This is a genomic window from Mycolicibacterium canariasense, from assembly GCF_002101555.1.
Taxonomy (GTDB): domain Bacteria; phylum Actinomycetota; class Actinomycetes; order Mycobacteriales; family Mycobacteriaceae; genus Mycobacterium; species Mycobacterium canariasense.
In genome coordinates this window covers 284450-309655 of record NZ_LQOL01000052.1, presented here as the reverse complement: position 1 = coordinate 309655, position 25206 = coordinate 284450, and the positions used below count along the sequence as shown (strand labels likewise).

25 protein-coding genes and 1 pseudogene are annotated in these 25206 nt (G+C 69.2%); 10 read left to right on the top strand and 16 right to left on the bottom strand.

Features of this window, described 5'->3' with window-relative positions:
• Positions 1–21: 21 nt before the first annotated feature.
• Positions 22–363 (bottom strand): hypothetical protein, encoded by a 342-nt coding sequence (locus AWB94_RS17440; protein ID WP_062656396.1) that lies wholly within the window; start codon positions 361–363, stop codon positions 22–24.
• 89 nt (positions 364–452) lie between these two features.
• Positions 453–812 (bottom strand): heme-binding protein, encoded by a 360-nt coding sequence (locus AWB94_RS17435; RefSeq protein ID WP_062656395.1) that lies wholly within the window; start codon positions 810–812, stop codon positions 453–455.
• A gap of 99 nt (positions 813–911) precedes the next feature.
• Between AWB94_RS17435 and AWB94_RS17430 the strand changes: the two genes are divergently transcribed.
• The 5 genes and pseudogenes from AWB94_RS17430 to AWB94_RS17415 form a co-directional block, all read left to right on the top strand.
• Positions 912–1859, top strand: coding sequence for a hypothetical protein (locus AWB94_RS17430; RefSeq protein WP_085122465.1), 948 nt, complete (start codon positions 912–914; stop codon positions 1857–1859).
• Positions 1860–1915: 56 nt separating this feature from the next.
• Positions 1916–2932 carry an iron ABC transporter substrate-binding protein gene (locus tag AWB94_RS17425; RefSeq protein WP_062656393.1) on the top strand — a complete coding sequence of 339 codons (1017 nt, stop codon included), beginning with the start codon at positions 1916–1918 and terminating at the stop codon, positions 2930–2932.
• Complete coding sequence (locus tag AWB94_RS35850) at positions 2933–4486, top strand: ABC transporter permease (RefSeq protein WP_062656392.1); 1554 nt, start codon at positions 2933–2935, stop codon at positions 4484–4486.
• Complete coding sequence (locus AWB94_RS35845) at positions 4483–5523, top strand: ABC transporter ATP-binding protein (RefSeq protein WP_062656391.1); 1041 nt, start codon at positions 4483–4485, stop codon at positions 5521–5523. The genes AWB94_RS35850 and AWB94_RS35845 overlap by 4 nt, the downstream gene beginning before the upstream one ends.
• Positions 5520–7967: pseudogene (locus tag AWB94_RS17415) on the top strand (AMP-binding protein); the annotation flags it as partial. The gene AWB94_RS35845 and the pseudogene AWB94_RS17415, both read left to right, overlap by 4 nt.
• Here AWB94_RS17415 and AWB94_RS17410 read toward each other — a convergent pair.
• Positions 7904–8704, bottom strand: coding sequence for an acyl-CoA thioesterase (locus AWB94_RS17410; protein WP_062656390.1), 801 nt, complete (start codon positions 8702–8704; stop codon positions 7904–7906). The pseudogene AWB94_RS17415 and the gene AWB94_RS17410 overlap by 64 nt on opposite strands.
• Positions 8701–9906 carry a CoA transferase gene (locus AWB94_RS17405; protein WP_062656389.1) on the bottom strand — a complete coding sequence of 402 codons (1206 nt, stop codon included), beginning with the start codon at positions 9904–9906 and terminating at the stop codon, positions 8701–8703. The genes AWB94_RS17410 and AWB94_RS17405 overlap by 4 nt, the downstream gene beginning before the upstream one ends.
• 101 nt (positions 9907–10007) lie before the next feature.
• On the opposite strand from AWB94_RS17405, the gene AWB94_RS17400 reads away from it, so the two are divergent.
• Entirely contained in the window at positions 10008–10703 is a 696-nt protein-coding gene (locus AWB94_RS17400) for a dienelactone hydrolase family protein (RefSeq protein ID WP_062656388.1), read from the top strand.
• A 15-nt stretch (positions 10704–10718) separates the two neighbouring features.
• Here AWB94_RS17400 and AWB94_RS17395 read toward each other — a convergent pair whose 3' ends face one another.
• Genes AWB94_RS17395 through rplS form a run of 4 tightly spaced genes read right to left on the bottom strand, consistent with a single transcriptional unit; the run spans position 10719 to position 13006 of the window.
• Positions 10719–11024 (bottom strand): DUF2469 domain-containing protein, encoded by a 306-nt coding sequence (locus tag AWB94_RS17395; protein WP_024450376.1) that lies wholly within the window; start codon positions 11022–11024, stop codon positions 10719–10721.
• Complete coding sequence (locus AWB94_RS17390) at positions 11021–11740, bottom strand: ribonuclease HII (RefSeq protein ID WP_024450377.1); 720 nt, start codon at positions 11738–11740, stop codon at positions 11021–11023. Before AWB94_RS17390 ends, AWB94_RS17395 begins: the two co-directional genes overlap by 4 nt.
• Positions 11741–11751: 11 nt before the next feature.
• Positions 11752–12738: a signal peptidase I gene (gene lepB, locus AWB94_RS17385; protein WP_409365968.1), complete on the bottom strand. Its 987-nt coding sequence runs from the start codon at positions 12736–12738 to the stop codon at positions 11752–11754.
• Entirely contained in the window at positions 12665–13006 is a 342-nt protein-coding gene (gene rplS, locus AWB94_RS17380) for a 50S ribosomal protein L19 (protein WP_024450379.1), read from the bottom strand. The genes lepB and rplS overlap by 74 nt, the downstream gene beginning before the upstream one ends.
• A 353-nt stretch (positions 13007–13359) precedes the next feature.
• Here rplS and AWB94_RS17375 point away from each other — a divergent pair, with 353 nt between their 5' ends.
• The gene (locus AWB94_RS17375) at positions 13360–14304 is read left to right on the top strand and encodes a serine hydrolase (RefSeq protein WP_062656387.1); all 945 of its coding nucleotides are present in this window, start codon (positions 13360–13362) and stop codon (positions 14302–14304) included.
• On the opposite strand, the gene trmD is transcribed toward AWB94_RS17375, so the two are convergent.
• The 8 genes from trmD to AWB94_RS17335 all read right to left on the bottom strand — a co-directional run bounded on the left by trmD (position 14301) and on the right by AWB94_RS17335 (position 21647).
• A complete protein-coding gene (gene trmD, locus AWB94_RS17370) occupies positions 14301–14975 on the bottom strand; it encodes a tRNA (guanosine(37)-N1)-methyltransferase TrmD (protein WP_062656386.1) in 675 nt (224 codons plus the stop codon). The two genes, AWB94_RS17375 and trmD, sit on opposite strands and share 4 nt — an antisense overlap.
• Before the next feature lie 6 nt (positions 14976–14981).
• Positions 14982–15506 (bottom strand): ribosome maturation factor RimM, encoded by a 525-nt coding sequence (gene rimM / locus AWB94_RS17365; RefSeq protein ID WP_062656385.1) that lies wholly within the window; start codon positions 15504–15506, stop codon positions 14982–14984.
• Positions 15507–15528: 22 nt separating this feature from the next.
• Entirely contained in the window at positions 15529–15771 is a 243-nt protein-coding gene (locus tag AWB94_RS17360; protein WP_024450383.1) for an RNA-binding protein, read from the bottom strand.
• Positions 15768–16235 carry a 30S ribosomal protein S16 gene (gene rpsP, locus AWB94_RS17355; RefSeq protein WP_062656384.1) on the bottom strand — a complete coding sequence of 156 codons (468 nt, stop codon included), beginning with the start codon at positions 16233–16235 and terminating at the stop codon, positions 15768–15770. The genes AWB94_RS17360 and rpsP overlap by 4 nt, the downstream gene beginning before the upstream one ends.
• 166 nt (positions 16236–16401) lie before the next feature.
• Entirely contained in the window at positions 16402–16821 is a 420-nt protein-coding gene (locus tag AWB94_RS17350; protein ID WP_062656383.1) for a nuclear transport factor 2 family protein, read from the bottom strand.
• A gap of 15 nt (positions 16822–16836) precedes the next feature.
• Complete coding sequence (locus AWB94_RS17345) at positions 16837–18081, bottom strand: osmoprotectant NAGGN system M42 family peptidase (protein WP_201029532.1); 1245 nt, start codon at positions 18079–18081, stop codon at positions 16837–16839.
• 54 nt (positions 18082–18135) lie between these two features.
• Positions 18136–19845, bottom strand: coding sequence for an N-acetylglutaminylglutamine synthetase (gene ngg / locus AWB94_RS17340; protein ID WP_062656382.1), 1710 nt, complete (start codon positions 19843–19845; stop codon positions 18136–18138).
• A 2-nt stretch (positions 19846–19847) separates the two neighbouring features.
• Entirely contained in the window at positions 19848–21647 is a 1800-nt protein-coding gene (locus AWB94_RS17335; RefSeq protein ID WP_062656612.1) for an N-acetylglutaminylglutamine amidotransferase, read from the bottom strand.
• A 146-nt stretch (positions 21648–21793) separates the two neighbouring features.
• Here AWB94_RS17335 and AWB94_RS17330 point away from each other — a divergent pair, with 146 nt between their 5' ends.
• The 3 genes from AWB94_RS17330 to AWB94_RS17320 all read left to right on the top strand — a co-directional run bounded on the left by AWB94_RS17330 (position 21794) and on the right by AWB94_RS17320 (position 25181).
• Positions 21794–22669: a D-alanyl-D-alanine carboxypeptidase family protein gene (locus AWB94_RS17330; protein WP_062656381.1), complete on the top strand. Its 876-nt coding sequence runs from the start codon at positions 21794–21796 to the stop codon at positions 22667–22669.
• Positions 22670–22785: 116 nt separating this feature from the next.
• Positions 22786–23574 (top strand): D-alanyl-D-alanine carboxypeptidase family protein, encoded by a 789-nt coding sequence (locus AWB94_RS17325; protein ID WP_109762195.1) that lies wholly within the window; start codon positions 22786–22788, stop codon positions 23572–23574.
• Between the two features lie 71 nt (positions 23575–23645).
• Positions 23646–25181 carry a diflavin oxidoreductase gene (locus AWB94_RS17320; RefSeq protein ID WP_062656379.1) on the top strand — a complete coding sequence of 512 codons (1536 nt, stop codon included), beginning with the start codon at positions 23646–23648 and terminating at the stop codon, positions 25179–25181.
• The last annotated feature ends 25 nt before the right edge of the window (positions 25182–25206 follow it).

Below are 25206 nucleotides of genomic sequence, written 5' to 3'. Positions count from 1 at the left end.
GCAGATCTCGAAAGCCCTTTACTACCAGGCCATCACCTGCGACTCCGGGGAGCGCGCCGCGGACTCGAACTCACCCAGAACCGACACGGTCGACCCGACCGGGAGCACCTCGGTCAGTTCCCCCGCCAGCCGGCGCAAAGCCCGGGGTGACGGCAGGTCGACGTCGATCAGCACCAGGTATCTGTTCGTTTCCCGGATGCCCCTGGCACTGAGCAGCTCGCAGGACAACACGTTGCCCACGCGTCCGGCCCGCCGGCGGGGCAGCGACTGCAGGAACGGTCGCACCACGGCGAGCAGCGCATCGTGCTGCTCAGCGAGTGCGTCAGCGGCCGCGGCTTCGATCGAGAGTGCCCACGTCGTCATGGCGACCAACCGTAGGGCGACCGAGCCTGCTCGAACTGAGTAGGCGAGTACTTGCTCTCAGGCCAGCGCGTCGAACTTCCGTCTGGCCGTCAGGCCAGCGCGTCGAACAGCGCCGCCAACTGGCTCGGCGACACCGCGACACCGCACTGCCCGCGCAGCGACGTCAACGGGCGGGCGATGTTCTGCAGATCCAGGAACTCACCCGGGTGCCCGACGAAGTAACCCCTGATCGCGGCGGTGGCGTCGGGGGTCGACTGATTGCCGGCCGCGGTCAGCACATCGTTGGCGCCGGGGTGAGCGTCCAGGTAGGCCCCGGCCTGGCTCAGCACGCCACTGGCGGTGGTGGCAAGGCCGCTCGCCGAGCACGGGTCAGCGGCGGCAGCGGTCGGGGCGGAGACGGTCGCGAAGACGGCGGACGCGCTGAACAGGAGGATGGCAATCGGCTTCATCGCTCGATCCTATGGATTCGCTGCGAGAATCCGCATCCTTTGCGCACAGTGGCCCGCGCGCGTGGCGGACTTGTCGGACCGCAGCGCTACCTTCGCGCCATGACTTTCGACATGGAGTCCTACGTCGACCTCGACCTGCCGGCCCGGCGTTCCCCGGCCTTCGGTTCCTTCGACGCCGATGCGGCCATGGATCGCGTCATCGAGTTCTGTATCTCCCGCGACGTGCATCTGGGCACCAAGTACTCGGTCATCCCGCAGCTCGACCGGGCGCTGCAGATCGCCGCCCTGATCGGGCCGGACAAGCGCTGGACCCGTATCGCCCGGTGGTCGGGCAACGACGACGCGGGCGACGTGCCCGGCGTCATCCGCAACGACCTGCGGGACATCCTCTACAGCCGCTTCGTCGCCGCCCTGCCCGACGCCCGGTGGCTGCCGCCGATCAGCGTGGTCTCCGTCAGCCGGTGGGCGCGGTTCTCCCAGTCGATGCGCACCGCACGCGATCTCGGTCTGGGCTGGATCGTGCCGATCCACCGCGAGGTACTGCTGGTGCCCATGCCGACGGTGCGCTACGCCGCCCCCGATTCCACGGGCGCCGGCACCGTCCTGCACGACGACACCGGCCGCCCGGCCATCGAATGGTCGGACGGCTCGGGCATCTTCTATCTGCACGGCACCGAGTTCGACGAGGCGGTCTATCACCGGATCGTCGCCCGACAGATGTCCATCGAGCAGGTTGCCGGGTTGCGCAACGCCGACCAGCGTTCGATTGCGTTGCGCTACCTCACTTTCGAGCAACTCATCGGTTCTGGCGCGCAGGCGGTCGACATCGATGGGGTCGGTCCGGGGTTGTATCGATTGCCGCTGCCCCCGCGGTTGGCACGCGACCGCGCCCCGGGATACGGGGCATCCGACTTTTTCGTGCACCGCGGCGGCACCGTGGAGTGGCTGGACCCGCGTATCTGCTTACCCCGCAACACCGAACCACCCCTGCCCGGTTCGGGCGCGCACAGCCCCGAACCGCCGGTGCCCCTCGAACCGCGAAGATAGCCGCACCGACACCGGTATGTTGCTAAGGGCAGCCTCAACTACGAGAGGACCCCTTGATGCGCGCCCGATGGTGTCGATTCACCGCCTTGTTGTCGGTCCTGGCCCTGGCGATCGCCGCCACGGCCTGCTCATCCGGCAAACCCAGCGACGAATTGCTGATCTACAACGCTCAGCACGAGTCGCTGACCAAGGAATGGATCGACGCGTTCACCAAGGAGACCGGCATCAAGGTCACCTACCGGCAGGGCGGTGACACCGAACTGGGCAACCAGATCATCGCCGAGGGAGCGGCGTCGCCGGCCGACGTCTTCCTCACCGAGAACTCCCCGGCGATGGCTGCGGTCGAGAAGGCCGGACTGTTCGCCGACGTCGACCCGACGGTCCAGCAGCAGGTGCCCGCGCAGTACCGGCCGGCGTCGAACAAGTGGACCGGCGTCGCCGCGCGCACCACCGTGTTCGTCTACAACAAGACACGGCTGCAGGAGAACCAGCTGCCCAAGTCGATCATGGACCTGCAGTCGGCACCGTGGAAGGGACGCTGGGGCGCCCCGCCGGCCAAGGCCGATTTCCAGGCGATCGTGGCGGCCATGCTGGCCCTCACCGGTGAACCGGCCACCGCCGCCTGGCTGGCCGGGATGAAGACCAACGCGACCGTCTTCCAGGACAACATCGCCACCCTGCGCGCGGTGAACGACGGTCAGGTCGACGGCGGCATCATCTACCACTACTACTGGTTCCGCGACCAGGCCAAGACCAAGGACATCAGCGCCAACACCGCCCTGCACTACTTCCGCAACCAGGACCCGGGCGCGTTCGTCAGCATCTCCGGTGGCGGTGTCCTCAATTCGAGCAAGAAGAAGGACCAGGCCCAGCAGTTCCTGCGGTTCATCACCGGTAAGGCCGGCCAGGAGGTGCTGCAGAAGGGCACCTCGTTCGAATACCCGGTCGGCAGCGACGTCGCGGCCAACCCGGCGCTGCCCGCGCTGGACACTCTGCAGGCGCCCCGGGTGAACCCGTCGGATCTGAACGCCGCCAAGGTGACCGACCTGATGACCGCCGCGGGACTGCTGTAGGTGGTCACCACCCAGGCGCCGCCACGCAGCACCCGGACCAGGACGGGGCCGCTGCTGAGTGCCACCGTGGCGGTGCTGGTCGCACTGACGTTCATTCCGCTCGGCTACGTGGGATGGGCGATCGCCAGCACCGGGCCGGCCCAGGTGTACCAGTTGGTGGTCCGTCCCCGCGTCGGGGAATTGCTGGTCAACACCGTCGGACTGGTGGTGGTGACGGTGCCGATCTGCCTGTTCGTCGGCGTCGGTGCGGCCTGGCTGGTGGAACGCACCGACGTGCCCGGCCGCACGATCTGGCGCCCGTTGCTGGTGGCTCCGCTGGCCGTGCCGGCGTTCATCAACAGCTACGCCTGGGTGAGCGTCTGGCCGGCCCTGCACGGCTTCGGCGCCGGGGTGCTGGTCTCGGCGCTGTCGTATTTCCCGTTCGTCTATCTGCCCGCCGCGGCCACGCTGCGCCGGCTGGATCCGGCCATCGAGGAATCCGCCCGCGCGCTGGGCTCCAGTCCGGTCGGCGTGTTCTTCCGGGTGGTGCTTCCGCAACTGCGGTTGGCGGTGCTGGGCGGCGGGTTGCTGATCGGGGTGCATCTGCTCGCCGAGTACGGCGCGTTCGCCATGCTGCGCTTCGCCACCTTCACCACGGCGATCTTCGAGCAGTTCCAGGCGACCTTCGACGGTGCGGCCGGAGCCACCCTGGCCGGCATCCTGGTGACGCTGTGCCTGGCGCTGCTGCTGACCGAGGCGGCCCTGCGCGGCACCGCCCGATTCGCCAGGATCGGGTCCGGCGCACCCCGCGCGATCACCCCGACCCCGTTGCACACCATGGGTTTACCGGCACTGGTGGCGCTCACGGCGCTGACCGCGCTGGCCCTCGGCGTGCCGGTGTGGACGCTGCTGCGCTGGTTGTGGATCGGCGGCGCGCAGGTCTGGTCGGTCGCCGACCTCGGCACCGCGCTGCTGCAGACGGCGGGCCTGGCCGCGGTGGCGGCGGCACTGACCACGGTGCTGGCGTTCCCGTTCGCCTGGCTGGCCGTGCGTTTCAGCGGCCCGTTGGCCCGGGCCGTGGAGGGCGCCAACTTCATCACCAGCGCCATGCCGGGCATCGTCACCGCGCTGGCCCTGGTGACGGTGGCCATCCGGTTCGCTCCGCCGCTGTATCAGACCACCGCCCTGGTGCTGGCCGCATACGTGTTGATGTTTCTGCCCCGCGCGCTGGTCAGCCTGCGCTCCGGGCTGGCCCAGGTGCCGCCCACGCTCGAGGAGGCCTCGCTGTCCCTGGGCCGGACCCCGGCACATACCTTCGTGCACGTGACGTTGCGATTGACCGCCCCCGCCGCGGCCGCCGGCGCCTGCCTGGTGTTCGTGGCCGTCGCCACCGAACTGACCGCCACCCTGCTGCTCGCCCCGACCGGCACCCGCACCCTGGCCATGCGGTTCTGGTCGTTGTCCAGCGAGTTGGATTACGCCGCCGCGGCGCCCTACGCCATGATGCTGGTGCTGCTCTCGATCCCGGTGACCGTGCTGCTGTTCAAACAGTCCACCAAGGCGGCAGCCCTGTGAACACCCTTGAGATCAGCACACTGTCGAAGTCCTTCGGGACGGCGCAGGTGCTCGATTCGGTGGATCTGACCCTGGCGGCGGGCAGCACGACGGCGGTGGTCGGTGCGTCCGGCTGCGGGAAGACCACGCTGCTGCGCCTGGTGGCCGGGTTCGAGAATCCCGACGCGGGAACCGTCACCATCGACGGCACCCAGGTCGCCGGCCCGGGCCGATGCGTCGCCGCGCACCGGCGGGCCGTCGGCTACGTCGCCCAGGACGGCGCCCTGTTCCCCCACCTGAGTGTGGCCGCGAACATCGCCTACGGCCTGCCGGGCCGGCGCGGCAGCGCCGCGGTGCGCGAGCGGGTCACGCAGCTGCTGGACACGGTGTCGCTGGACCCGTCGTTCGCCGACCGGCGCCCCCACCAGTTGTCCGGCGGTCAACAGCAGCGGGTGGCGCTGGCGCGTGCGATGGCCCGCCGCCCGGTACTGATGCTGCTCGACGAGCCGTTCTCGGCGCTGGACACCGGGCTGCGCGCAGCCACCCGCAAAGCGGTCATGCAGGTGCTCCGCGATGCGGGTGTCACCACCCTGCTGGTCACCCATGACCAGGCCGAGGCACTGTCGATCGCCGATCAGGTGGCCGTGATGCGCGACGGCCGGTTCACCGGTGTCGGTACGCCGCAACAGGTTTACCGTCATCCGGCGGATCGGTTCACTGCCGAGTTCCTGGGCGACTGCGTGCTGCTGCCGTGCACGGTGCGCGACGGCTGCGCCGAGAGCGCCCTGGGCCGGGTCCCCGCCGCGGCCGACGACGGCCCCGGCACCCTGATGCTGCGGCCCGAACAACTGCACGCCACCGTGGCCGCCGACACCGACCACGGCGCCGGTCTGGGCACCGTCATCGCCACCGAGTTCCTGGGGCACGAGGTGCTGTTGACGATCGACCCGGGCGGGGACACCCCGGCATTCACCGTCCGCCAGCACAGCGTCGACCCGCCGCCGGTCAATGCCAAGGTACGCATCGACATCGTCGGAAGCGGCTTGGTTTTCCGGTGAGCCCGATGATCGACCACCTGAGCAGTTTCGGCGACCGACCCGCGGTGCACTGCGCGGGCACGACGCTGACCTACCGTGAACTGGCCGACCGGGTGGCGGGCGCCGCAACGGAATTCGGCACCGGCCGCGGCATTGTGCTGATCGAGGTGCACAACGACACCGCCACGCTGGTGCACTACCTGGGCGCCCTGGCAGCCGGGCAGGTTCCGTTGCCGGTTCCGCCCGGGCGTGACCACAGCGACCTCATCGAGTGCTACCGGCCCGATGTCGTCATCGACGCCGGCGGCGTGCACCACCGCGGCCAGCAGGGGCATCGCCTGCACCCGGACCTGGCACTGTTGTTGTCGACGTCGGGCAGCACCGGGTCCCCGAAACTGGTGCGGTTGTCCACCGCCAACCTGCTCGCCAATGCCGCGGCCATCGCCGAATACCTGAACATCCGCGAAACCGACTGTGCGGCAACCACCTTGCCCATGTCCTACTGCTACGGACTATCGGTGATCCACAGTCACCTGCTGCGCGGGGCCGCGCTGCTGTTGACCGACCTGTCGGTGACCGACGACGAGTTCTGGGTGCTGTTGCGCCGGCACCGCGCCACCACGTTCGCCGGGGTGCCCTACACGTTCGACTTGCTGGAGCGCATCGGCTTCGAGGACATGGACCTGCCCGATCTGCGCTACGTCACCCAGGCCGGTGGCCGGATGCCGCCGCACCGGGTCCGTGACATCGCGGAGCTGGGCCGGCGCCGGGGCTGGGAGCTGTTCGTCATGTACGGCGCCACCGAGGCCACCGCGCGGATGGCCTACCTGCCGCCGCATCTCGCGTTGCGCCACCCGGGCGCGATCGGCCGGGCCATCCCGGGCGGGCAGCTGGCGGTCGACGCCCCCGACGGCGAGGTCGGCGAACTGACCTACCGCGGACCGAACGTGATGCTCGGCTACGCGCACGCCGCCGACGATCTCGCGCTGGGCCGCACCGTCGAGGTGCTGCGCACCGGTGACCTGGCCCGCCACCTCGGCGACGGGTTGTACGAGGTGGTCGGCCGGGCCAGCCGGATGGTCAAGATGTTCGGGCTGCGGATCGACCTGCAGCGGCTGGAGGGGACGCTGCGCGACCGCGGCATCATCGCGTTGTGCACCGCCGACGCCGACACGCTCGTGGTGGCCGCGCTCGCCGAGCCGGACCGGGTGCGCCGCGCCGTCGCCGCCGGCACCGGTGTGCCGGCCGGTGCCGTCCGCGCCGTGCGGGTCGACGAGCTGCCGGTGCTGCCCTCGGGTAAGCCGGACTATCCCGCGGTGGCGGCGCTGGCGCCACCGCCGCCGGCCGCCCAGACCGTGCGCGCGCTGTTCGGCGACGTGCTGCATGTCGATCCCGAGAGCATCGACCCCGGCGCCAGTTTCGTCGATCTCGGCGGCAACTCCCTGACCTATGTCGCGATGTCGGTGCGGCTGCAGAAGATTCTCGGTCGGCTGCCCCCGCAGTGGCAGCGCATCCCGCTGTGCGAGCTGGAGCGCACCCCGCCACCGGGAACCCGCCGCACCGTGCTGGAAACCAGCGTCGCGCTGCGGGCGCTGGCCATCATCCTCATCGTCGGATCGCACGCCGAACTGTTCACCCTGTGGGGCGGCGCGCACATCCTGCTCGGCGTGGCCGGGTACAACTTCGGCCGGTTCTGCCTGACACCGGTGTCGCGCAGTGACCGGGTCCGCCACCTGAGCCAGACCATCGGTGCGATCGCGATTCCCGCGATCGCCTGGGTGGCCATCGCCCTGCTCATCACCGACGACTATCACGGCACGAACCTGTTGCTGGCCAACAAGTTTCTCGGTCCCGCCGACAGCATGACGGCCGGCCGGCTGTGGTTCGTCGAGGTGCTGGTGTGGGTGCTGGTGGGGCTGACCGCGCTGTGCTGGCTGGCCGACCGCGCCGAACGACGCCATCCGTTTGCCTTCGCCGCAACGTTGTTGGCGCTCGGGCTGGTGCTGCGTTTCGAGTTTCCCGGCCGCGACGCCTGGTTCTCTATGCTGGCGTTCTGGTTCTTCGCGGGGGGTTGGGCGGCGGCGAAGGCCACGTCGGTGTGGCAGCGCCTGGCGGTCACCGCGGCGCTCGCGGTCGGCCTGCACGGGTATTTCGGCACTACCGGCCGCGAGGTGCTGGTGTTCACCGGGTTGGCGCTGCTGATCTGGCTGCCGGCGCTGCGCTGCCCGGCGCGGCCGGCGGTGATCGCGGGCGTGATCGCCGAGGCGTCGCTGTACACCTATCTCACGCACTTCCAGGTGTATGCGTTGTTCGGCGAACACCGACTGCTCGGGGTGCTGGCCTCGATCGCGGTGGGCGTGGCGTTGAGCCGGCTGATCGGCGCGATCCGCAGGCGGATTCGTCAGTCCCGGTCGGCGAACAGCCCTTCCTGGACCAGCGTGGCGGCGATGGTGCCGTCGGCGCGCAGCAGGCTGGCGGTGATGACGCTGCGGCCCCGCGCCGCCGCGGGCGAGGACGACTCCAGCAGGTTCCACTCGTCGGCGCGTACCGACTGATGCAGCCAGATCGACGAGTCGGTGGTGCCGGTGCGGTGCACGCGGTCGCGCATCGCCGACCCGTGCACGTGTGAGGCCGGGTCGACCCCGTACAGGTCGGTGATGTAGACGGCGATGAGGGTGTGCAGCAACGGGTCGTCCGGCAGCGGCGCCGTCACCCGCCACCACATCCGCCGGACGAAATCGGCGCCCGATCCGATGTCGTCGATCCGGATGTCGAGTTCGGCCAGCGGCAGCGACGGCGCCGGGCCGGGCGGCCCGGTCCGCGGCAGGAGGTCCGGATGTGTCGGCATTGCCTGCCGCACACCGTGTTCGGGGCCGCTCAGCGGCACCGTGAAAGAGACGGTGCCCGTGGTGAGCAGCCGTCCGGCCTGCCGGCTCTCCACCCGCCGCGCCGCGGCGGTGCGCCCGTCGTAGATCCGGTCCACCCGCAGATCCAGCGCCACGCCCGCGTCCCCGCCGCGCAGGAACTGCAGATGCATGTTGGTGGGCTGGTAGCGCGCATCGAGGGTGTGACACGCCGCGGCCAGGCTCTGCGCGGCGATCAACCCGCCGTAGGCGCGTTTGCCGTCCGGGCCAGCGGCCGGCCCCGTCCACGCATCGTGGCCGGCCTCGGTCAGCTCGAACAGCGCGGCGAGATCGCTCATGCGACCGTCCCAGCCGCGGTGAGGTCGGCGATCTCGTCGGCGCCGAGCCCCAGTGCGTCGGCGAGCACCTGCGCGGTGTGGTCGCCGAGCGCGGGTGCCGGCACCGCGGGCGGGTAGACGCCGTCGACGGCGATCGGCAGCCCGGGGGCCAGGTAGCTGCCGACGCGTGGTTGGTCCAGGGTGGTGAACAGCGGGTTGTCGGTCACCTTCGGGCCGGCGGCGGCCTCGGCAAAACTGCGGTAGCGCTCCCACAGGATCGAGGTGTCCGACAGCGTGGCGGTGATCTCCTCGGCGGTGTGCGCGCTGAACCACGGGGTGAACAGCCCGGTCAGCGCGTCCCGGTGACGGTAGCGCTGCCCCTCGTCGGCGAAATCGGCACCCAGCGATTCGGCCAGGGCGGCAACGGCTTTGGTGTTGCCGGTGATGTCGGTCAAGTCCCGGAAATGCCGGCCGGTGAGCGCGACGATCATGAACGCGGCACCGTCGGCGCTGGCGAACTGCTGGCCGTACTGGCCGTAGATCGCGTTGCCGATCCGGGGCCGGTCAGCGCCGTTGACCATCACTTCGGTCAGGAAGCTCAGGTTTCCGGCGGTGGCCAGTGCGACATTCTCCAGCGGAATCGAGACCCGTTGCCCCTGCCCGGTCCCGTCGCGGTGCCGCAGCGCGGTGGTGACGGCCAGCGCCGCATACAGGCCGCAGGCGACGTCCCAGGCGGGCAGCACGTGGTTGACCGGAACGTCGAGACCGGCCGGCCCGGTCACCAACGGGAACCCCAGCCCGGCGTTGACGGTGTAGTCCACACTGGTCCCGCCGTCGGCCCGGCCGGAAATCTCCACGTGGATCAGATCGGGGCGGCGCGCCGTCAAGGCCTCATACGAATGCCATTGCCGCCCAGCGACGTTGGTGATCAGCACGCCCGCATCGGCGATCAGCCGGCACACCAGGTCCTGCCCTTGCGCGGAGCGCATGTCCACCGCCACCGACCGCTTGCCCTTGTTCAGGCCGGCCCAGTAGATGCTGTCGCCGGCCGCGGTCACCGGCCACCGGTGATAGTCGGCGGCCCCGCCCACCGGATCGACCCGGATCACCTCGGCCCCCAACTGGGCCAGCGTCATGCCGGCCAGCGGGACTGCGACGAAACTGGAGATCTCGATGATGCGGACACCGGACAGCGGCCGGGCGGGCTGGGGTGCGTCGGTCACCCGCCCACGATAGGCAGGTCCATCTCCCGTCACGGTCGCCGCCCCGGCCGCCCCTCCGGTTCGACCGGACAGGCCATGGCCGCACAGGCTAGTTTGTTGGCGTGGCCTCGATCACCCTCGACACCCCCGCCGGTCCGATCGACGCACTGCTGGACACCCCGAGCGGCTCCGGGCCGTGGCCGGGCGTGGTTGTCGTGCACGACGCCGTCGGCTACCGGCCCGACAACGAGGCGGTGTCGCAGCGCATCGCCGACGCCGGCTACCTGGCGCTGACCCCGAACCTGTACGCCCGGGGCGGTCGGGCGCGCTGTATCACCCGGGTGATGCGGGAGGCGCTGACCCAGCGTGGCCGCTCGCTGGACGACATCCTGGCCGCGCGGGATCACCTGCTGGGCTTGCCGGAATGCACCGGAACCGTCGGGATCGCGGGCTTCTGCATGGGTGGTCAGTTCGCGCTGATCTTGTCCCCCAAGGGTTTCGGCGCGGCGGCCCCGTTCTACGGCACGCCCCTGCCGCGCGACCTGGACCGCACGCTGGCCGGCGCCTGCCCCATCGTGGCGAGCTTCGGCCGGCGTGATCCGCTGGGGATCGGCGCACCGGAGAAGCTGCGCCGGGTCACCGGCGCCCGCAACATCACCGCCGACATCAAGATCTACCCGAAGGCCGGGCACAGCTTCGCCAATCAGCTACCCGCGCAGCCGCTGCTGCGGGTCACCGGGTTCGGTTACGACGAGGCCGCCACGGCGGACGCCTGGTCCCGGGTGTTCGCATTCTTCGACGAGCACCTGCGGACATAGCGGCGATCAGCCGGGTCAGTCCGGCAGCCGCAGCTCGGGTTTCTCGACCTCTTCGATGTTCACGTCCTTGAACGTGATGACCCGGACCTGCTTGACGAACCGAGCCGGCCGGTACATGTCCCACACCCAGGCATCGGCGAGCCGCAGCTCGAAGTAGACCTCGCCGTCGGCGTTGCGCGGCACCAGCTCCACGCTGTTGGCCAGGTAGAACCGCCGCTCGGTCTCCACCACATAGCTGAACTGACCGACGATGTCCTTGTACTCGCGATACAGCGAGAGCTCCATCTCGGTTTCGTACTTCTCGAGATCCTCGGCACTCATCTGCTCTGCTGTCCTTCGTCTAGGTTGGGCTCCATCATTCCGCACGCTGTGGCGTCGCGTCGCACCGATCCGGCAACGCGTGCGATGTTGACGAACGAGAACCGGTGCTGGCTGCACGGGCCGAGCCGCTCCAGCGCGGCCGTGTGGCCCGGGGTGCCGTACCCCTTGTGCTCGGCGAAGCCGTATCCGGGGTGTTCGCTGTCCATGCTGACCATCAGGCGGTCGCGGCTGACCTTGGCCAACACACTCGCCGCGGCGATACACGCGGCTGCGGCGTCACCGCCGATCACCGGCAGCGAGGGCACCGTCAGACCGGGCACCCGAAAACCGTCGGACAACACGTAACCGGGCCGGACCGGCAGACCGGCCACCGCTCGGCGCATCCCCTCGATGTTCGCGTGGTGCACGCCGCGCCGGTCCACCTCGGTCGATTCGATGATCACCACGTGGTACGCCACCGCGTAGCGACGGATGAGCGGGAACAGCCGTTCCCGTTCGGCCTCGGTGAGTTTCTTCGAGTCGTCCAGCGCGGCCAGGCTGGACAGCCGATTCGGGCCCAGCACGCAGGCCGCCACGACCAGCGGTCCTGCGCAGGCACCGCGTCCCACCTCGTCGACGCCCGCGACCGGTCCGAGCCCGCTGCGATACAGCGCGGACTCCAGGGTGCGCAGCCCGGATTTGCGGATCACGGTCCGCGGTGGCCAGCTCGCCGCCAACGCCAAGACTCCTAAGATGCGGGCGCCGTCTGTGGGTTCACGCTGTCCACACCGCCCCACCGCGACGGCGGCCACGCGATGAACCGGGCCTTACCGATGACATTGTCCACCGGCACGGTGCCGGGCACCGGGTCACCCGTGCACAGCAGGCCCTTCTGCGCATCGGCCGGCAGGTTGGCGCAGTGCGCGCGGGAATCCGCCGAGTGGGTGCGGTTGTCCCCCATCACCCACAACCGTCCCTCGGGCACCTTGACGGGGCCGAACTCGTTACCCAGGCAGGGGTAGACGTTGGTGTCGGCCATCATCGTCGTCGGATCCAGATAGGGCTCGTTGAGCTTCTTGCCGTCCACGGTCAGCCCGGTGGCGGCGCGGCATTCGACGGTTTGGCCGCCCACCGCGATGACACGCTTGACCAGATCGTTCTCATCCGGCGGCACGAAACCGACGAACGACAGCGCGTTCTGCGCCCAACGGATCACCGGGTTGTCGGACCGGATCGACTTGTAGCCGATGTTCCAGTTCGGCGGACCCTTGAAGACGACCACGTCACCGGGCTCGGGCTTGGAGAACCGATAGGTGAGCTTGTCCACCATGATCCGGTCGCCCACACAGCCGGCGCAGCCGTGCAGGGTGGGTTCCATCGATTCCGACGGGATCAGATAGGGCCGGGCCACGAAGGTGAGCACCACGTAGTACATGACCAGCGCGATGGTGACGAGGATGACCCCTTCACGTACCGCACCCGATTTGCGCTTGGGCTCGTCGGTTTCCTGGTCCTCGACGGTGTCGGTGACGGAATCTTCCACGCCATCTGCCACGTCCGAATCCGACCCGTCGGCGGCCGCCGTACCTTCTTTGTCCTCGGTCACGGCATCAGGGTAGTCAGCATTTCTGACCGCTCCGGCAGGCGTGCCGGAACCAGCGTCAGCGCTTCTCCTTGATCTTCGCCTTCTTGCCGCGCAGCTCGCGCAGGTAGTACAGCTTGGCGCGACGCACATCGCCGCGGGTCACGACGTCGATGTGGTCGATATTGGGCGAGTGCACCGGGAAGGTCCGCTCGACACCGACGCCGTAGCTCTCCTTGCGCACGGTGAAGGTCTCCCGGATGCCGCCACCCTGGCGCCGGATCACGACACCCTTGAAGACCTGGATGCGCTCCTTGGAGCCCTCGATAACCTTCACGTGCACGTTGACGGTGTCGCCGGGGCTGAAGGCCGGGATGTCGTCGCGCAGCGACGTCTGATCGACGAAGTCCAGCGTGTTCATCGGTGACACTTCCTTGCTAGTAAGCGGCTCCTGCGGGACCGCGCAAGTGCGCGGCCGAGCCGAGGTATTCGGGCTTATCGGGTTCTGCGTCACGCAGCAGGCTTCGCCCCTTTCGGCGAGGCCGTGCGCAGACAACTGCTCAATTGTGCCAGATGGCGTTCGTCCGACGAAATCGGCACATCCGGGCGCAAAACTCCACCGCGCCGGGCGGGCGACAACCGCCGTCAACCGTTAGGCTACAGATGGGTCAGCGCCACCTGCTACGACCGCTTCGAAGGTCGGGCGTTCCGGCCGACTCAATGGTTCACACAGCGTGTTACCGGGCTGTTGACAGGCATGCCAGGAGGAGAGCTATGCGGGCGCGGCCGTCGAAGCTCATGACGGTGGCTGCCACGGTGCTGTGCACCGGCGCGCTGGTATCGGCCTGTGAGGCCAAGGTCTACGGAACCCCGCCCCCGCCACCGGAGTCCCCGCAGTTGACCGTCATCGCTCCATTGGGGAACTCCGCGCCGCTACCCGAGGCACCGCCCGACCAGCCCGCGGCGGCCTTTCAGGGGCTGGACGCCCGCGTGCGGCAGGCCGTCGCCGACGCCTCGGCCGACGGCGCCGACATCACCGTGGCGATCCTGGACCGCAACACCGGCCAACTGGTCACCAGCGGGGACATCGACACGATCGCCATCGCCTCCGTGGTGAAGTTGTTCATCGCCGACGACCTGCTGCTGCAGGAGGCCAACGGCCAGACCACGCTGAGCCCGGACGACCGCAGGATGCTCGACGTCATGCTGCGCTCCAGCGACGACAGCGCGGCCGAGGTGTTCTGGAACCGCAGCGGCGGCAGCGACATCATCAACCGGGTCGTGAGCCGCTACGGGCTGTCCGCCACCCGGCCCCCGGGCAACGGGCGCTGGTACAACACCACCAGCACGGTGACCGACCTGGTGCGCTACTACGACATGCTGCTCTCGGGCAAGGGCGGGTTGCCCGCCGCCGATGCCAGCATCATCCTGGCCGATCTCGCCGAGTCCACCCCGACCGCACCCGACGGGATGGTGCCCGGCGGCGTCTACCCGCAGCGGTTCGGCATCCCGGAAGGGTTGTACGCCGAACCGGTTGCGGTGAAACAAGGGTGGATGTGCTGCATCGGCGCGGACTGGATGCACCTGTCCACCGGCGTGGTGGGCCCGGACCGTCGCTACGCGGTGGCGATCAGCTCCATGCAGCCCGCCGATGCCGACGAGGCGCGCAAGACGATCACCGCGGCCGTGTCGACGATCTTCCCCGGCGGCCGCATCTAGAGTAAGTCGGGCCGGCGTTCCCGGGTGCGCTGCAGCGACTGCTCGTGCCGCCACGCCGCGATCTTGGCATGGTCACCCGAGCGCAGCACCGGTGGCACCTCCAGCTCGCGCCACACCTGCGGACGGGTGTAGCTGGGCCCTTCGAGCAAACCGTCGGAATGCGAATCCTCTTGGTGCGATTGCGGATTGCCGAGCACATCGGGCAGCAGACGCACCACGGCCTCCACCATGACCAGCACTGCCGCCTCCCCGCCGGCCAGCACGTAGTCGCCGATGGAGACCTCCTCCACCCGCATCCGGCGGGCGGCGTCCTCGGCGACACGCTGGTCGATGCCCTCGTAGCGACCACAGGCGAACACCAGGTGCGATTCGGCGCTCCAGCGCTGCGCGGTGGCCTGCGTGAACGGCCGGCCCGCGGGCGTCGGGATCACCAGAAGCGTTTCGGCCGAACAGATTTCGTCGAGTGCCGCACCCCAGACCGGCGCCCGCATGACCATGCCGGGCCCGCCGCCGTAGGGCGCGTCGTCGACCGACCTGTGCACATCGTGGGTCCACCGCCGCAGATCGTGCACGCCGAGGTCGAAGATCCCGGCCTCCAGCGCCTTACCGGGCAGGGCCTGGCGCAGCGGTTCCAGATAGTCGGGGAAGATCGTGACGACGTCGATCCGCATGGCGACCTAAAGGTCTTCGAGGTTGAGCAGACCGTCGGGCGGATCGATCTCGACCAGCCGGTCCTCCAGCGACACCGCCGTGACGATCGCCGAGACGAACGGCACCAGCACCTCGGCCCCCTCGGCGGTCTTGACCGACAACAACTCCCCCGCCGGGGTGCGCAGCACCTCGGCCACCGTCCCGACCGCGGTACCGTCCACGGTCCGCACCGCCAGCCCTTCGAGCTGGTGGTCGTAGAACTCGTCGGGGTCCTCGATCGGCGGCAGCTCGTCTGTGCTCACCACGAACAGCGTGCCGCGAATCTCGTCGGCGGCGTTGCGGTCGGTGACACCGGTCAGCCGCACCAGCAGTCGCCCACCGTGTTCGCGCACCGAATCGATGACGAATTCGCGTTGCGGCGCATTGCGTTTGGCACCACGAAGCCGGGCGCCCGGGCTGAACCGGGCGTCCGGGTCGTCGGTGCGGACCTCCACGACGACCTCGCCGCTGATGCCGTGGGCCTTCACCACCCGACCGACGACGAGGTCCATGATCTGAACGACTACTGGGTTTCTATTGATCCGTGTCGACCACGTCGACGCGGATGCCCCGGCCGCCGATCCCGGCGACCAGGGTGCGCAGCGCGGTGGCGGTGCGACCGCCGCGGCCGATGACCTTCCCCAGATCATCGGGGTGCACGTGCACCTCCACCGTGCGACCGCGACGGTTGGTCACCAGGTCGACCCGGACATCGTCGGGGTTGTCGACGATCCCGCGAACGAGGTGTTCGACGGCGTCGACGACTACGGAGCTCATTCGGCGGCGGGCTCAGCCGCGGCGTCGGTGGCCTCGGCGGTCTCGCCCTCGGCGGCCGCGTCGTCCTTCTTGGCAGGAGCCTTCTTCTTCTTGAGCTGGGTGGCCTCGCCGGTCGGGGCGTTGTCGGCGGCGGCCAGGGCCGCGTTGAACAGGTCCAGCTTGGACGGCTTGGGCTCCTTGACCTTCAGCGTGCCCTCGGCACCCGGCAGGCCCTTGAACTTCTGCCAGTCACCGGTGATCTTCAGCAGCGCCAGGACGGGCTCGGTGGGCTGCGCACCGACGCCCAGCCAGTACTGCGCGCGCTCCGAATCGATCTCGATCAGGCTCGGCTCTTCCTTGGGGTGGTAGCGGCCGATGACCTCGATGGCGCGGCCGTCGCGGCGGTTACGCGCGTCGGCGACGGCGATGCGGTACTGGGGGTTGCGGATCTTGCCGAGACGGGTCAGCTTGATTTTGACAGCCATGTGAAAGCGTTTTCTCCTGTATGTGCCACGCTGCAATTCGGCGATCTCCGGCGGGTTGCCGGGATCCGGTTTTGCCTTACGTGTGTGACCGGCGCGCAGCGCATCTAACGGTGTCGCGCGACAGACAGCCGCCTATTGTGCCAGAGCGGGTGTGGCCTGCCCAAATCTAGACAATCTTGTCGAAGCACTTCACCTCGACGCGGCGGCTCATCCGCCAGCCCTCGCCGGTGCGCACGAACTCGTCCTCGTACCAGAGCCCGCAGAACAGCACCTGCTGTTGCTCGCCTCCCAAAACCATCGGGTTGAAGCACAGCGTCCGCGACGTGGCGGTGTCCCCTGCCAGCCGGATGTCGACGTTGCCCAACATGTGCGCGTACGCCGGGAAGTTCGGCAGCACCTGAGCCAGCCACGCCTTCACCTCGGGGAAATGGCCGTCCACCCCGCCCATGGCGCGGTAGTCGATATAGGCGTCCGGGGTGAACACCCGGTCCAGGTCGTCGAACCGGCGAGTGTCGATGGCCGTCGAGTAGGCGATCAGCAGATCCTGGATTTCCAGGCGGTCAGAGATCTCTTCGATGCTCAGCACGCCTCGATTGAACCACTACGCCTGCGGGCCCACCGGCCCTTCCGACGGTGGCCAGTGCTCGCCGGACCACTCCCCCGGTTCGCCGTGCTCACCGCGCGACAGCGGCACCCATTGTTCGGTGGGCGCCGGCTGTTTCGACGACGGGAAATCGCGCAGCTTGCCCGAGGGTTCGGCATCCCACTTGGCGAAGGTCAGCGGTGTCTGCAACCACGCGAACAGCAGGTTGTACACGGCTTCCAGCGAGTCGAGGTGCGTGCGTTCCCAGCCGTGGCTGCCGTCCAGCCCGAAGCCCACCAGGGCGGCCCTGGTGTTGGCACCCGCCTCGATGGCGGCCGCGGCGTCGGAACGATAGAACCGGAACACGTCCCGCGCGTGCGGAATTCGCCGTTCCTTGGCCAGCCGGCACAGCTTGCGGGTGAGGTGGTAGTCGAACGGCCCGTGCAGATCGGCCATCGGGATGGTCACCCCGTCCTCGATGGAGTGCTGCCCCGGCGCACACACCGCGTTGTCCACCGACACCAGTTCGGCGACATCGGGGTGCAGGCCGTGGCTGGCGCCGTGCCCCACCTCCTCGGTGATCGTCACCATGATCGTCGTCTTGTGCGGCAGCACGATGCGGTCGTCGGCGATGGTCTTGGCCAGTGCCAACGCGACGGCCACCCCCGCCTTGCCGTCCAGGTGCCGCGACACGATGAACCCGTCGGAGGTCAATTCCGGGGCGGCGATCAACGCGACGAAATCACCGACGTTGAACCCGAGCCGTTCCAGGTCGGCCCGGGTGCCCACCTGGCGGTCGATGCGCACCTCCACGTTCGACCAGTCCGTGGGCTGGGTGTCGATCTCGTCGCCGAACGCATGCCCGGACGCCTTCAACGGCATCACGGTTCCGGTGAAGAACTGGTCGGGATCGTCGGTCATGATCCGGACCCGCGCCCCGGTGGCAAATCGCGCCGAGAACGTCCCGACGGGCACCACCTCGAGCCGGCCGTTGTCCTTGAGGTCGCGCACCATGCAGCCGATGGTGTCCGCGTGCACCACGACGGCGCGGTCGGTGGTCTTGGACTCACCGGGCAGTTCGGCGGTCAGGGCCCCGCGCCGGGTCAGCATGAACGGCACCCCGAGGTCGTCGAGGATGTCGCCGATCAGCTGCATCACCGCGTCGGTGCGCCCGGACGGGCTCGGCGTCTGCAGCAGCCCCAGCAGCGTGTCGATCATCCACGCCCGGGTCGCCTCCGGCATCACCGCACGTTCGGACACCATGTCTCCTCACTCCCGCACTGAAATACGCGAACTTCGGCCGCAACGGGCCGTGCGCTACCCCTGGTCGACGGGGTCGGGCTGCCAGGCCCACGGTGTGGCCGCGGTACGAGGAAACAGTAGATCCACGAAGGCCTGGGCCGTCGGGCGCGGTTCGTGATTGGCCAGCCCGGGGCGTTCGTTGGCCTCGATGAACACGTATTCCTCGCCGCGGACCGACGGCACCATCAGGTCGATCCCGGTGACCGGGATCCCGATCGCGTCGGCCGCGTCGACGGCCACCCTGGCCAGTTTCGGGTTCACGTCGTCGGTGACATCGCCGATGGTGCCGCCGGTGTGCAGGTTGGCGGTGCGCCGCACCACCAGCCGCTCGTTGATGGGCAGCACGTCGTCGAGGTCCCAGCCGGCGTCGCGCACGGTGTCGACGGTGACATCGTCGATCGGGATCACCGATTCACCCTGGGTGGCCGCCGCACGCCGGCGGCTCTGCGCCTCGATCAGCTGACGGATGGTGTGTTTGCCGCTGCCCAGCACCTCGGGCGGACGCCGCACGGCGGCGGCGATCACCTTGCCGTTGATGACGACCAGCCGCAGATCCTCACCCTCGCAACGCTCTTCGATGAGCACGTCGGGGCAGTGTTTGGCGGCCCACTGCAGGGCCCGGTCCAGTTCATCGGGTTTGGTGACCCCGACGGTGATACCGGCCCCTTGCTCGCCACGGGCCGGCTTCACCACCACCGAGCCCACCTCGCGCATGAACGCGTAATCGTCGTCGTCGAAGGTCGCGGTCCGCCCGCGCGGCACCCGGACACCGGCCTCGGACACCACGCGGCGGGCGACGCGCTTGTCGTCGCAGCGGCTCATCGCCACCGCATTCGTCAACTCGGACAACGATTCCCGGGTCACCACGCTGGTGCCGCCGTGGGTGAGCCGCATGTAGCCGCCCTTGCCGTCGAGCACCTCGACGTGGATCCCGCGCATGATGGCCTCGTCGGCGATGATCCGGGCGTACGGATTCAGCTCGGCCAGGCCCTCCTCCTCCTGCACGGGGGCGAACAGCTTCTCGTTGATGGCGTTCTTGCGCTTGATGCCCAGCGCCGGGACACGCTGGAAGCCCATCCGCTCGTAGAGGGCGATCGCCCCCTCGTTGTCGTGCAACACCGACAGGTCCATCTGCGCCCGGCCGCGCCGGATGAACTCCTCCACCAGCGAGCGCACCAGCAGCCCGCCCACACCCGGCCGTGACACCGCCGGGTCCACCGCCAGACACCACAGGCTGGAACCGTTCTCCTGGTCCCCGAACAGCTGGCGATGATCGATGCCGGTCACGGTGCCGATCAGTGCGCCGGTGTGTTCGTCGATGGCCACCAGGTAGACCATGTGCGGTTCGCGCTGGACGTTGTTCCACATGAGTTCGACGTCGGCGGGCACCATCCGGCAGCGCACGTAGATCTCGTTGATCGCCTCGCAGTCCTGGATCGACCGCACCGGCCGCACCACCACTCCCGGCACGTCACCGGGCCAGTAGTCGCCGCGTTCGGAGAAGGTCAGCCGGTAGGTGAAGCTGGGATCGATGAAGAACTCCTGCGGATGCAGGGCGACGAAAACGTGTGGCGCGTCCAGATACATGCCGATATCGCGGCGGCCGCTGGCCTCGGCGCGCAACGCGGTGCCGAACTCCTCGGAATCGGCGAAGGTCTGGCCGAACACCAGTCGCCCCCACCCCAGATCCTGCACCACTCCGGTGTCGTCGCGAGTCTCTGCCATGGTCACGCCCGACCTCCGTCGACGTGCTGCGCCAGCCACATCTCCAGCAAACCGATCTGCCACAACGGGTTTCCGCGCAGCGGGGTGAGATTGCCGTTCGGGTCCGCGAACAGCCGCTCGACGCTGTCCGCGGCGAACAGCCCGCGGTCGCGGGCTGGGGCGCTGTGCAGGGCGTCGCGGACCAGGTCCAGGTACGGCCCGGCCAGGTGTTTGAGCGCCGGGACCGGGAAATAGCCCTTCGGCCGGTCGATGACCTCGCTCGGGATCACCTGGCGGGCAGCCTCTTTCAGCACACCCTTGCCGTCGTGGGCCGTCTTCAGCTGCGGCGGGCAGGTCGCGGCGAGTTCGACGAGCTCGTGGTCGAGGAACGGCACCCGGCCCTCCAGTCCCCAGGCCATGGTCATGTTGTCCACCCGTTTGACCGGATCGTCGACCAGCATCACGGTGGTGTCCAGCCGCAGCGCCCGATCGGTGGCGGTGGCCGCCCCCGGGGCGCCGAACCGGTCGCGCACGAAATCGCCGGCGACATCGGTGTCGAGGCGCCACTGGGGCGCCAGCAGGGCGTTGACGGCGGTGTGGTCGCGATCGAAGAATGCCGCGCGGTACCGGGCGACGGCGGCATCGACGTCATCGTCGGCGGCGTGCGCCATCGGCGGGTACCAGTGGTAACCGGCGAAGATCTCGTCGGCGCCCTGACCGGACTGCACCACCTTGACGTGCTTGCTGACCTCTTCGGACAGCAGATAGAACGCCACGCAGTCGTGGCTCATCATCGGCTCGCTCATGGCGCCGATCGCGCTGGACAGCGCGGGCAGCATGCGGGCGGTGTCGATCCGGATCTGATGGTGATCGGTCCCGAAGTGCCGGGCGATGACGTCTGAGTACTTGAACTCGTCGCCTTCCTCACCGCCGGCGGCCTCGAAGCCGATCGAAAAGGTCTGCAGCCCATGCTGTCCGGCCTCGGCCAGCAGACCGACGATGAGACTGGAATCGAGCCCGCCGGACAGCAGGCAGCCCACCGGCACATCGGAGACCAGCCGACGCTCCACCGCGGTGCGCAACGCGGCCAGCACCGCGTCTTCCCAATCCTTGGCCGACCAGGTGCCGCGTTCCTGCACGCGTTCGAACACCGGGTTCCAGTAGGTGCGCTCGACCCGGCGGCCGTCCGGTTCGATCCGCATGATGGTGCCGGGGGCGAGTTTGCGCACCCCGCGCAGGATGGTGTGCGGTGCGGGCACCACCGAATGGAAGCTCAGGTAGTGGTGCAGCGCGACGGGATCGATCGAGGTGTCCACGCCGCCGCCGGCCACCAGCGCGGGCAGGGTGGACGCGAACCGGAACGCGCCACCCACCTCGGCCCAGTACAGCGGTTTCACGCCCAGCCGGTCGCGGGCCAGCAGCACCTGGCCGCTGTCGGTGTCGGTCACCGCGAAGGCGAACATCCCGTACAGCCGGTCCACCACGCCTTCACCCCAGGCGTGGAATCCCTTCAGCACCACCTCGGTGTCGCTGTGGGAGAAGAAGCGGTAGCCCTTGGCGATCAGGTCGTCGCGTAGTTGCGGGTAGTTGTAGATGCAGCCGTTGAAGGCCACTGTCAGATGTAACTCGGGGTCGTGCATCGGCTGGTGACCGTGACTGGACAGGTCGATGATCGCCAGGCGGCGGTGGCCGAAGGCCACCCCGTCCTTACTCCACACGCCGCCGCTGTCCGGGCCCCTGGGGATCATGGTGTCGGCCATCGACGCGATGGCTCCGATGTCTGCTGCCCGTCCGCGAGCGACCTCGCCGGCGATGCCGCACATGGTGTGAACCACCTCTTCCTCGATTGCGGGCGACGTCGCCCGGATGCTCCGGGCACGTCGCCCGCGAGCAGGGATACCCGCGGGGGGACACTTCCAACCGTAACCGATGTCACAGCCGCGGGGTTGCCCGATAGGCTGCAGGTCCCATGGGGAGATTCGTCACCGCCGCGCTGACCTGTCTGGCCGTCATGATCACCCTCGTCGCCCCGCGGGCCCTGGCCGATGTGGCGATCCCGGCCGGCGCCGCGCCGACACCGGACGGACCGGCGGAGGCCTGGCTGGTCGCCGACATGGACAGCGGCGAGGTGCTGGCCGCCCGCAACGAGTTCGACCGGTACGCCCCGGCCAGCACCATCAAGGTGCTGCTGGCGCTCACCGCACTCGACGAACTCGCCCTCGACGCCACCGTGGTCGCCGACGAAGCCGACACGAAGGTCGAGTGCAATTGCGCCGGCATCGCGCCCGGGGTCACCTACACCACGCGTCAGCTGCTCGAGGGGCTGCTGCTGGTGTCGGGTAACGACGCGGCCAACACCCTGGCCACCATGCTCGGCGGCCGCGAGGCGGCGATCGCCAAGATGAACGCCAAAGCGGTGGCCGTGGGCGCCACCGCCACCACCGCGGGCAGCCCGTCCGGGCTGGACGGCCCCGGGATCGACGTCTGGACCACCCCGCACGATCTGGCGGTCATCTTCCGGGCCGCGCTGGCCCACCCGGTGTTCGCCGGGATCACCGCGCAACCCACCGCGGTGATCCCGGGCCGGTCCGGCGACCGGGTGCTGGTCAACCAGGACGAGATGCTGGCCCGCTACCCCGGCATGCTGGGCGGCAAGACCGGGTTCACCGACCTGGCCCGCAAGACCTTCGTCGGGGCGGCGCAACGCGACGGGCGGCGTCTGGTGGTGGTGCTGATGCACGGACTGGTCCGAGAGGGTGGGCCCACGTATTGGGATCAGGCCAGCGCACTGCTGGACTGGGGTTTCGCCGCGGACGGCCGGGGGCCGGGCGTCGGGACGCTGTGAATCGCAGTTGATGCCGAACGGCAATCTGATCGCGCGCGCAGCGAGTCCTGTGCTCCGTAATCTCGTCGCGCGTGCGAAGACTGCTGACGGCGACCGCGCTGGTCGTGACCGCGACGATGACTCTCGGCGTGGTCTCCCCACGCTCGGAGGCCCAGCCGGGAACCGAACTGGCCGGGGTGCAGGCGTTCACCAACGGCCCGGCCAAGGCCTGGCTGCTGGCCGACCTGGACACCGGCGCCGTGCTCGCCGCGCAAGATCCCTACGGTAGTTACGCGCCCGCCAGCACCATCAAGGTGCTGCTCGCCACCGTCGTGCTGGACAATCTGCGGCCGGACAACTTCGCGCGGGCCAACGCCTCGCACACCGCGGTCGAATGTTCGTGCGTCGGCCTGCGACCCGGGCAGGCCTACACCACCCGGCAACTGCTGGAGGCACTGCTGATGGTGTCGGGCAACGACGCCGCGAACATGCTGGCCGACATGCTGGGCGGGCAGCGGGTGGCGGTGGCCCGGATGAACGCCAAGGCCCGGCAGCTGGGAGCCCGGCACACGACGGCGTCCTCACCCTCGGGGCTGGACGGGCCGGGCTGGGAATCGGTGACCACGCCGCACGACCTGGCGGTGATCTTCCGGGCCGCCCTGGCCTATCCGGTGATCGCGCAGATCATGCGACAGCCATCGGCGCAGTTCCCCGGCCGGACGCTGACCAACCAGAACGAGTTGCTGCGCCGCTACCCGGGGGACCTCGGCGGCAAGACCGGGTACACGAATCTGGCCCAGCACACCTACGTGGGCGCCGCGCAGCGCGGTGATCGCCGCTTGGTGGTGGTCCAGATGTACGGCAACGGTGACCTCTACGGGCAAGCCATCAGCCTGCTGGACTGGGGGTTCAGCCGCTCGGCATAGGGAGGACCCCACCCGACCCGCCCTCCAAGTAAGGTGACCCTAATTTGGGCGCGCTCGTGGAGGGAACCGGCATGGAAGAGTTGTCGCTGATCGTCGCGTACGGCACCGACATGGGCAACGCCGAGGATGCCGCCATGACCTTCGCCGAATCCGTCACCGCCCTGGGCATCGCGGCCGAAGCCGTCGAACTCAACCAGGTCGACGTCACCGAACTGCAGTCGGCGACACACCTGGTCGCCGTCGTCTCGACCTTCGGGGAAGGCGAGTTCCCGGATACCGCCACGCTGTTCTGGGAAGCCCTGCAGGCCAGCACCGACCGCCTGCACAACCTGCACTTCGCGGTGCTCGCCCTGGGCGACAGTTCCTACGAAATGTTCTGCAACGCAGGCAAATTGCTCGACGAACGACTCGAATCGCTGGGGGCCACCCGGATGGTCGACCGGGTGGACGTCGACGGCTACTACGAACAACCGGCCAAGGCCTGGACCACCGACGTGGTGAAGGTGCTGACCGCCGAACGGGGCGCGCCCGCCCCGGCGCAGGCGGTCCCCGCGGTGCAGGCGGTCGCCGCGCCGCTGCGCGAGCGCCATGAGATCGTCGAGGCCGAGGTCGCGGTGAACCGGTTACTCACCGCCGCCGGATCCGGCAAGGAGGTCCGCCACTACGAGGTGGAGCCGGCCGGGCCGGGCATGGCGTACCAAGCCGGCGATTCGCTGGCGGTGCACGCCACCAACGATCCCGCGCTGGTGTCGCTGCTGCTGACCGAACTCGGGGTGGGACCCGATCACACCGTGCCCGACCACGACGAGCCGCTCGGCGTGCTGCTCACCGAATGCCTGGAGATCCGCACCCCGTCGCGGGCCCTGCAGGAGCTGGCCGGACCCGCCGCCGACGGTGAGGACGTCCTCGACCTCGTCCGGCGCGCCGGACTGACCGCCGAGGAACTGCTGGACACGCTGCGCCCGTTGGTGTTCCGGGATTATTCGATCGCGTCCAGCCCGCTGGTGCATCCCGGCCGCATCCACCTGACGGTGGCCAGCGTGCGGTACCGCCGCGGCGACCGTGAGTACGGCGGCGTCGCCTCCACTTTCCTGGCCGACCGGGGCGACCGGATCCGGGTACACCTGCGCCCCAACCACAATTTCCGGCTGCCCGCGCCCGATGTGCCGATCATCATGATCGGGCCCGGCACCGGCATCGCCCCGTTTCGCGCCTTCCTGCAGGAACGCCGCGCCACCGCCGCACCCGGCCGGTCCTGGCTGTTCTTCGGTGACCGCCACCGTGCCACCGACTACCTCTACGGCGACGAGCTCGAAGACTTCCTGGCCGCCGGCACCCTGACCCGGCTGGACCTCGCGTTCTCCCGGGATCAGGATGTCAAAGACTATGTGCAGCACCGCATGTCGGAGAACGCGGACGAGCTGTTCGGCTGGCTCGCCGACGGTGCGCACCTGTACGTGTGCGGCGACGCCGACCGGATGGCCAGGGATGTCGACGCCACCCTGCACCAGGTGGTGGCCCGCGGCGGCGGGATGGACACCGAGGCCGCCCACGCCTACGTCAACGACCTGATCAAGAACCACCGCTACGTGCGCGACGTCTACTGACCCCTCTGCGCCCAAATGCGCATTT

Bases quoted from the DNA above. Each gene is read 5' to 3' on its own strand.
- AWB94_RS17440 (WP_062656396.1), bottom strand. From the start codon at position 363: ATGACGACGTGGGCACTCTCGATCGAAGCCGCGGCCGCTGACGCACTC.
- AWB94_RS17435 (WP_062656395.1), bottom strand. From the start codon at position 812: ATGAAGCCGATTGCCATCCTCCTGTTCAGCGCGTCCGCCGTCTTCGCG.
- AWB94_RS17430 (WP_085122465.1), top strand. From the start codon at position 912: ATGACTTTCGACATGGAGTCCTACGTCGACCTCGACCTGCCGGCCCGG.
- AWB94_RS17425 (WP_062656393.1), top strand. From the start codon at position 1,916: ATGCGCGCCCGATGGTGTCGATTCACCGCCTTGTTGTCGGTCCTGGCC.
- AWB94_RS17410 (WP_062656390.1), bottom strand. From the start codon at position 8,704: ATGAGCGATCTCGCCGCGCTGTTCGAGCTGACCGAGGCCGGCCACGAT.
- AWB94_RS17395 (WP_024450376.1), bottom strand. From the start codon at position 11,024: ATGAGTGCCGAGGATCTCGAGAAGTACGAAACCGAGATGGAGCTCTCG.
- lepB (WP_409365968.1), bottom strand. From the start codon at position 12,738: ATGTGCGTCGCGCCAAGCTGTACTACCTGCGCGAGCTGCGCGGCAAGA.
- rplS (WP_024450379.1), bottom strand. From the start codon at position 13,006: ATGAACACGCTGGACTTCGTCGATCAGACGTCGCTGCGCGACGACATC.
- AWB94_RS17375 (WP_062656387.1), top strand. From the start codon at position 13,360: ATGCGGGCGCGGCCGTCGAAGCTCATGACGGTGGCTGCCACGGTGCTG.
- trmD (WP_062656386.1), bottom strand. From the start codon at position 14,975: ATGCGGATCGACGTCGTCACGATCTTCCCCGACTATCTGGAACCGCTG.
- rimM (WP_062656385.1), bottom strand. From the start codon at position 15,506: ATGGACCTCGTCGTCGGTCGGGTGGTGAAGGCCCACGGCATCAGCGGC.
- AWB94_RS17360 (WP_024450383.1), bottom strand. From the start codon at position 15,771: ATGAGCTCCGTAGTCGTCGACGCCGTCGAACACCTCGTTCGCGGGATC.
- rpsP (WP_062656384.1), bottom strand. From the start codon at position 16,235: ATGGCTGTCAAAATCAAGCTGACCCGTCTCGGCAAGATCCGCAACCCC.
- AWB94_RS17345 (WP_201029532.1), bottom strand. From the start codon at position 18,081: ATGGTGTCCGAACGTGCGGTGATGCCGGAGGCGACCCGGGCGTGGATG.
- ngg (WP_062656382.1), bottom strand. From the start codon at position 19,845: ATGGCAGAGACTCGCGACGACACCGGAGTGGTGCAGGATCTGGGGTGG.
- AWB94_RS17335 (WP_062656612.1), bottom strand. From the start codon at position 21,647: ATGTGCGGCATCGCCGGCGAGGTCGCTCGCGGACGGGCAGCAGACATC.
- AWB94_RS17330 (WP_062656381.1), top strand. From the start codon at position 21,794: ATGGGGAGATTCGTCACCGCCGCGCTGACCTGTCTGGCCGTCATGATC.
- AWB94_RS17325 (WP_109762195.1), top strand. From the start codon at position 22,786: ATGACTCTCGGCGTGGTCTCCCCACGCTCGGAGGCCCAGCCGGGAACC.
- AWB94_RS17320 (WP_062656379.1), top strand. From the start codon at position 23,646: ATGGAAGAGTTGTCGCTGATCGTCGCGTACGGCACCGACATGGGCAAC.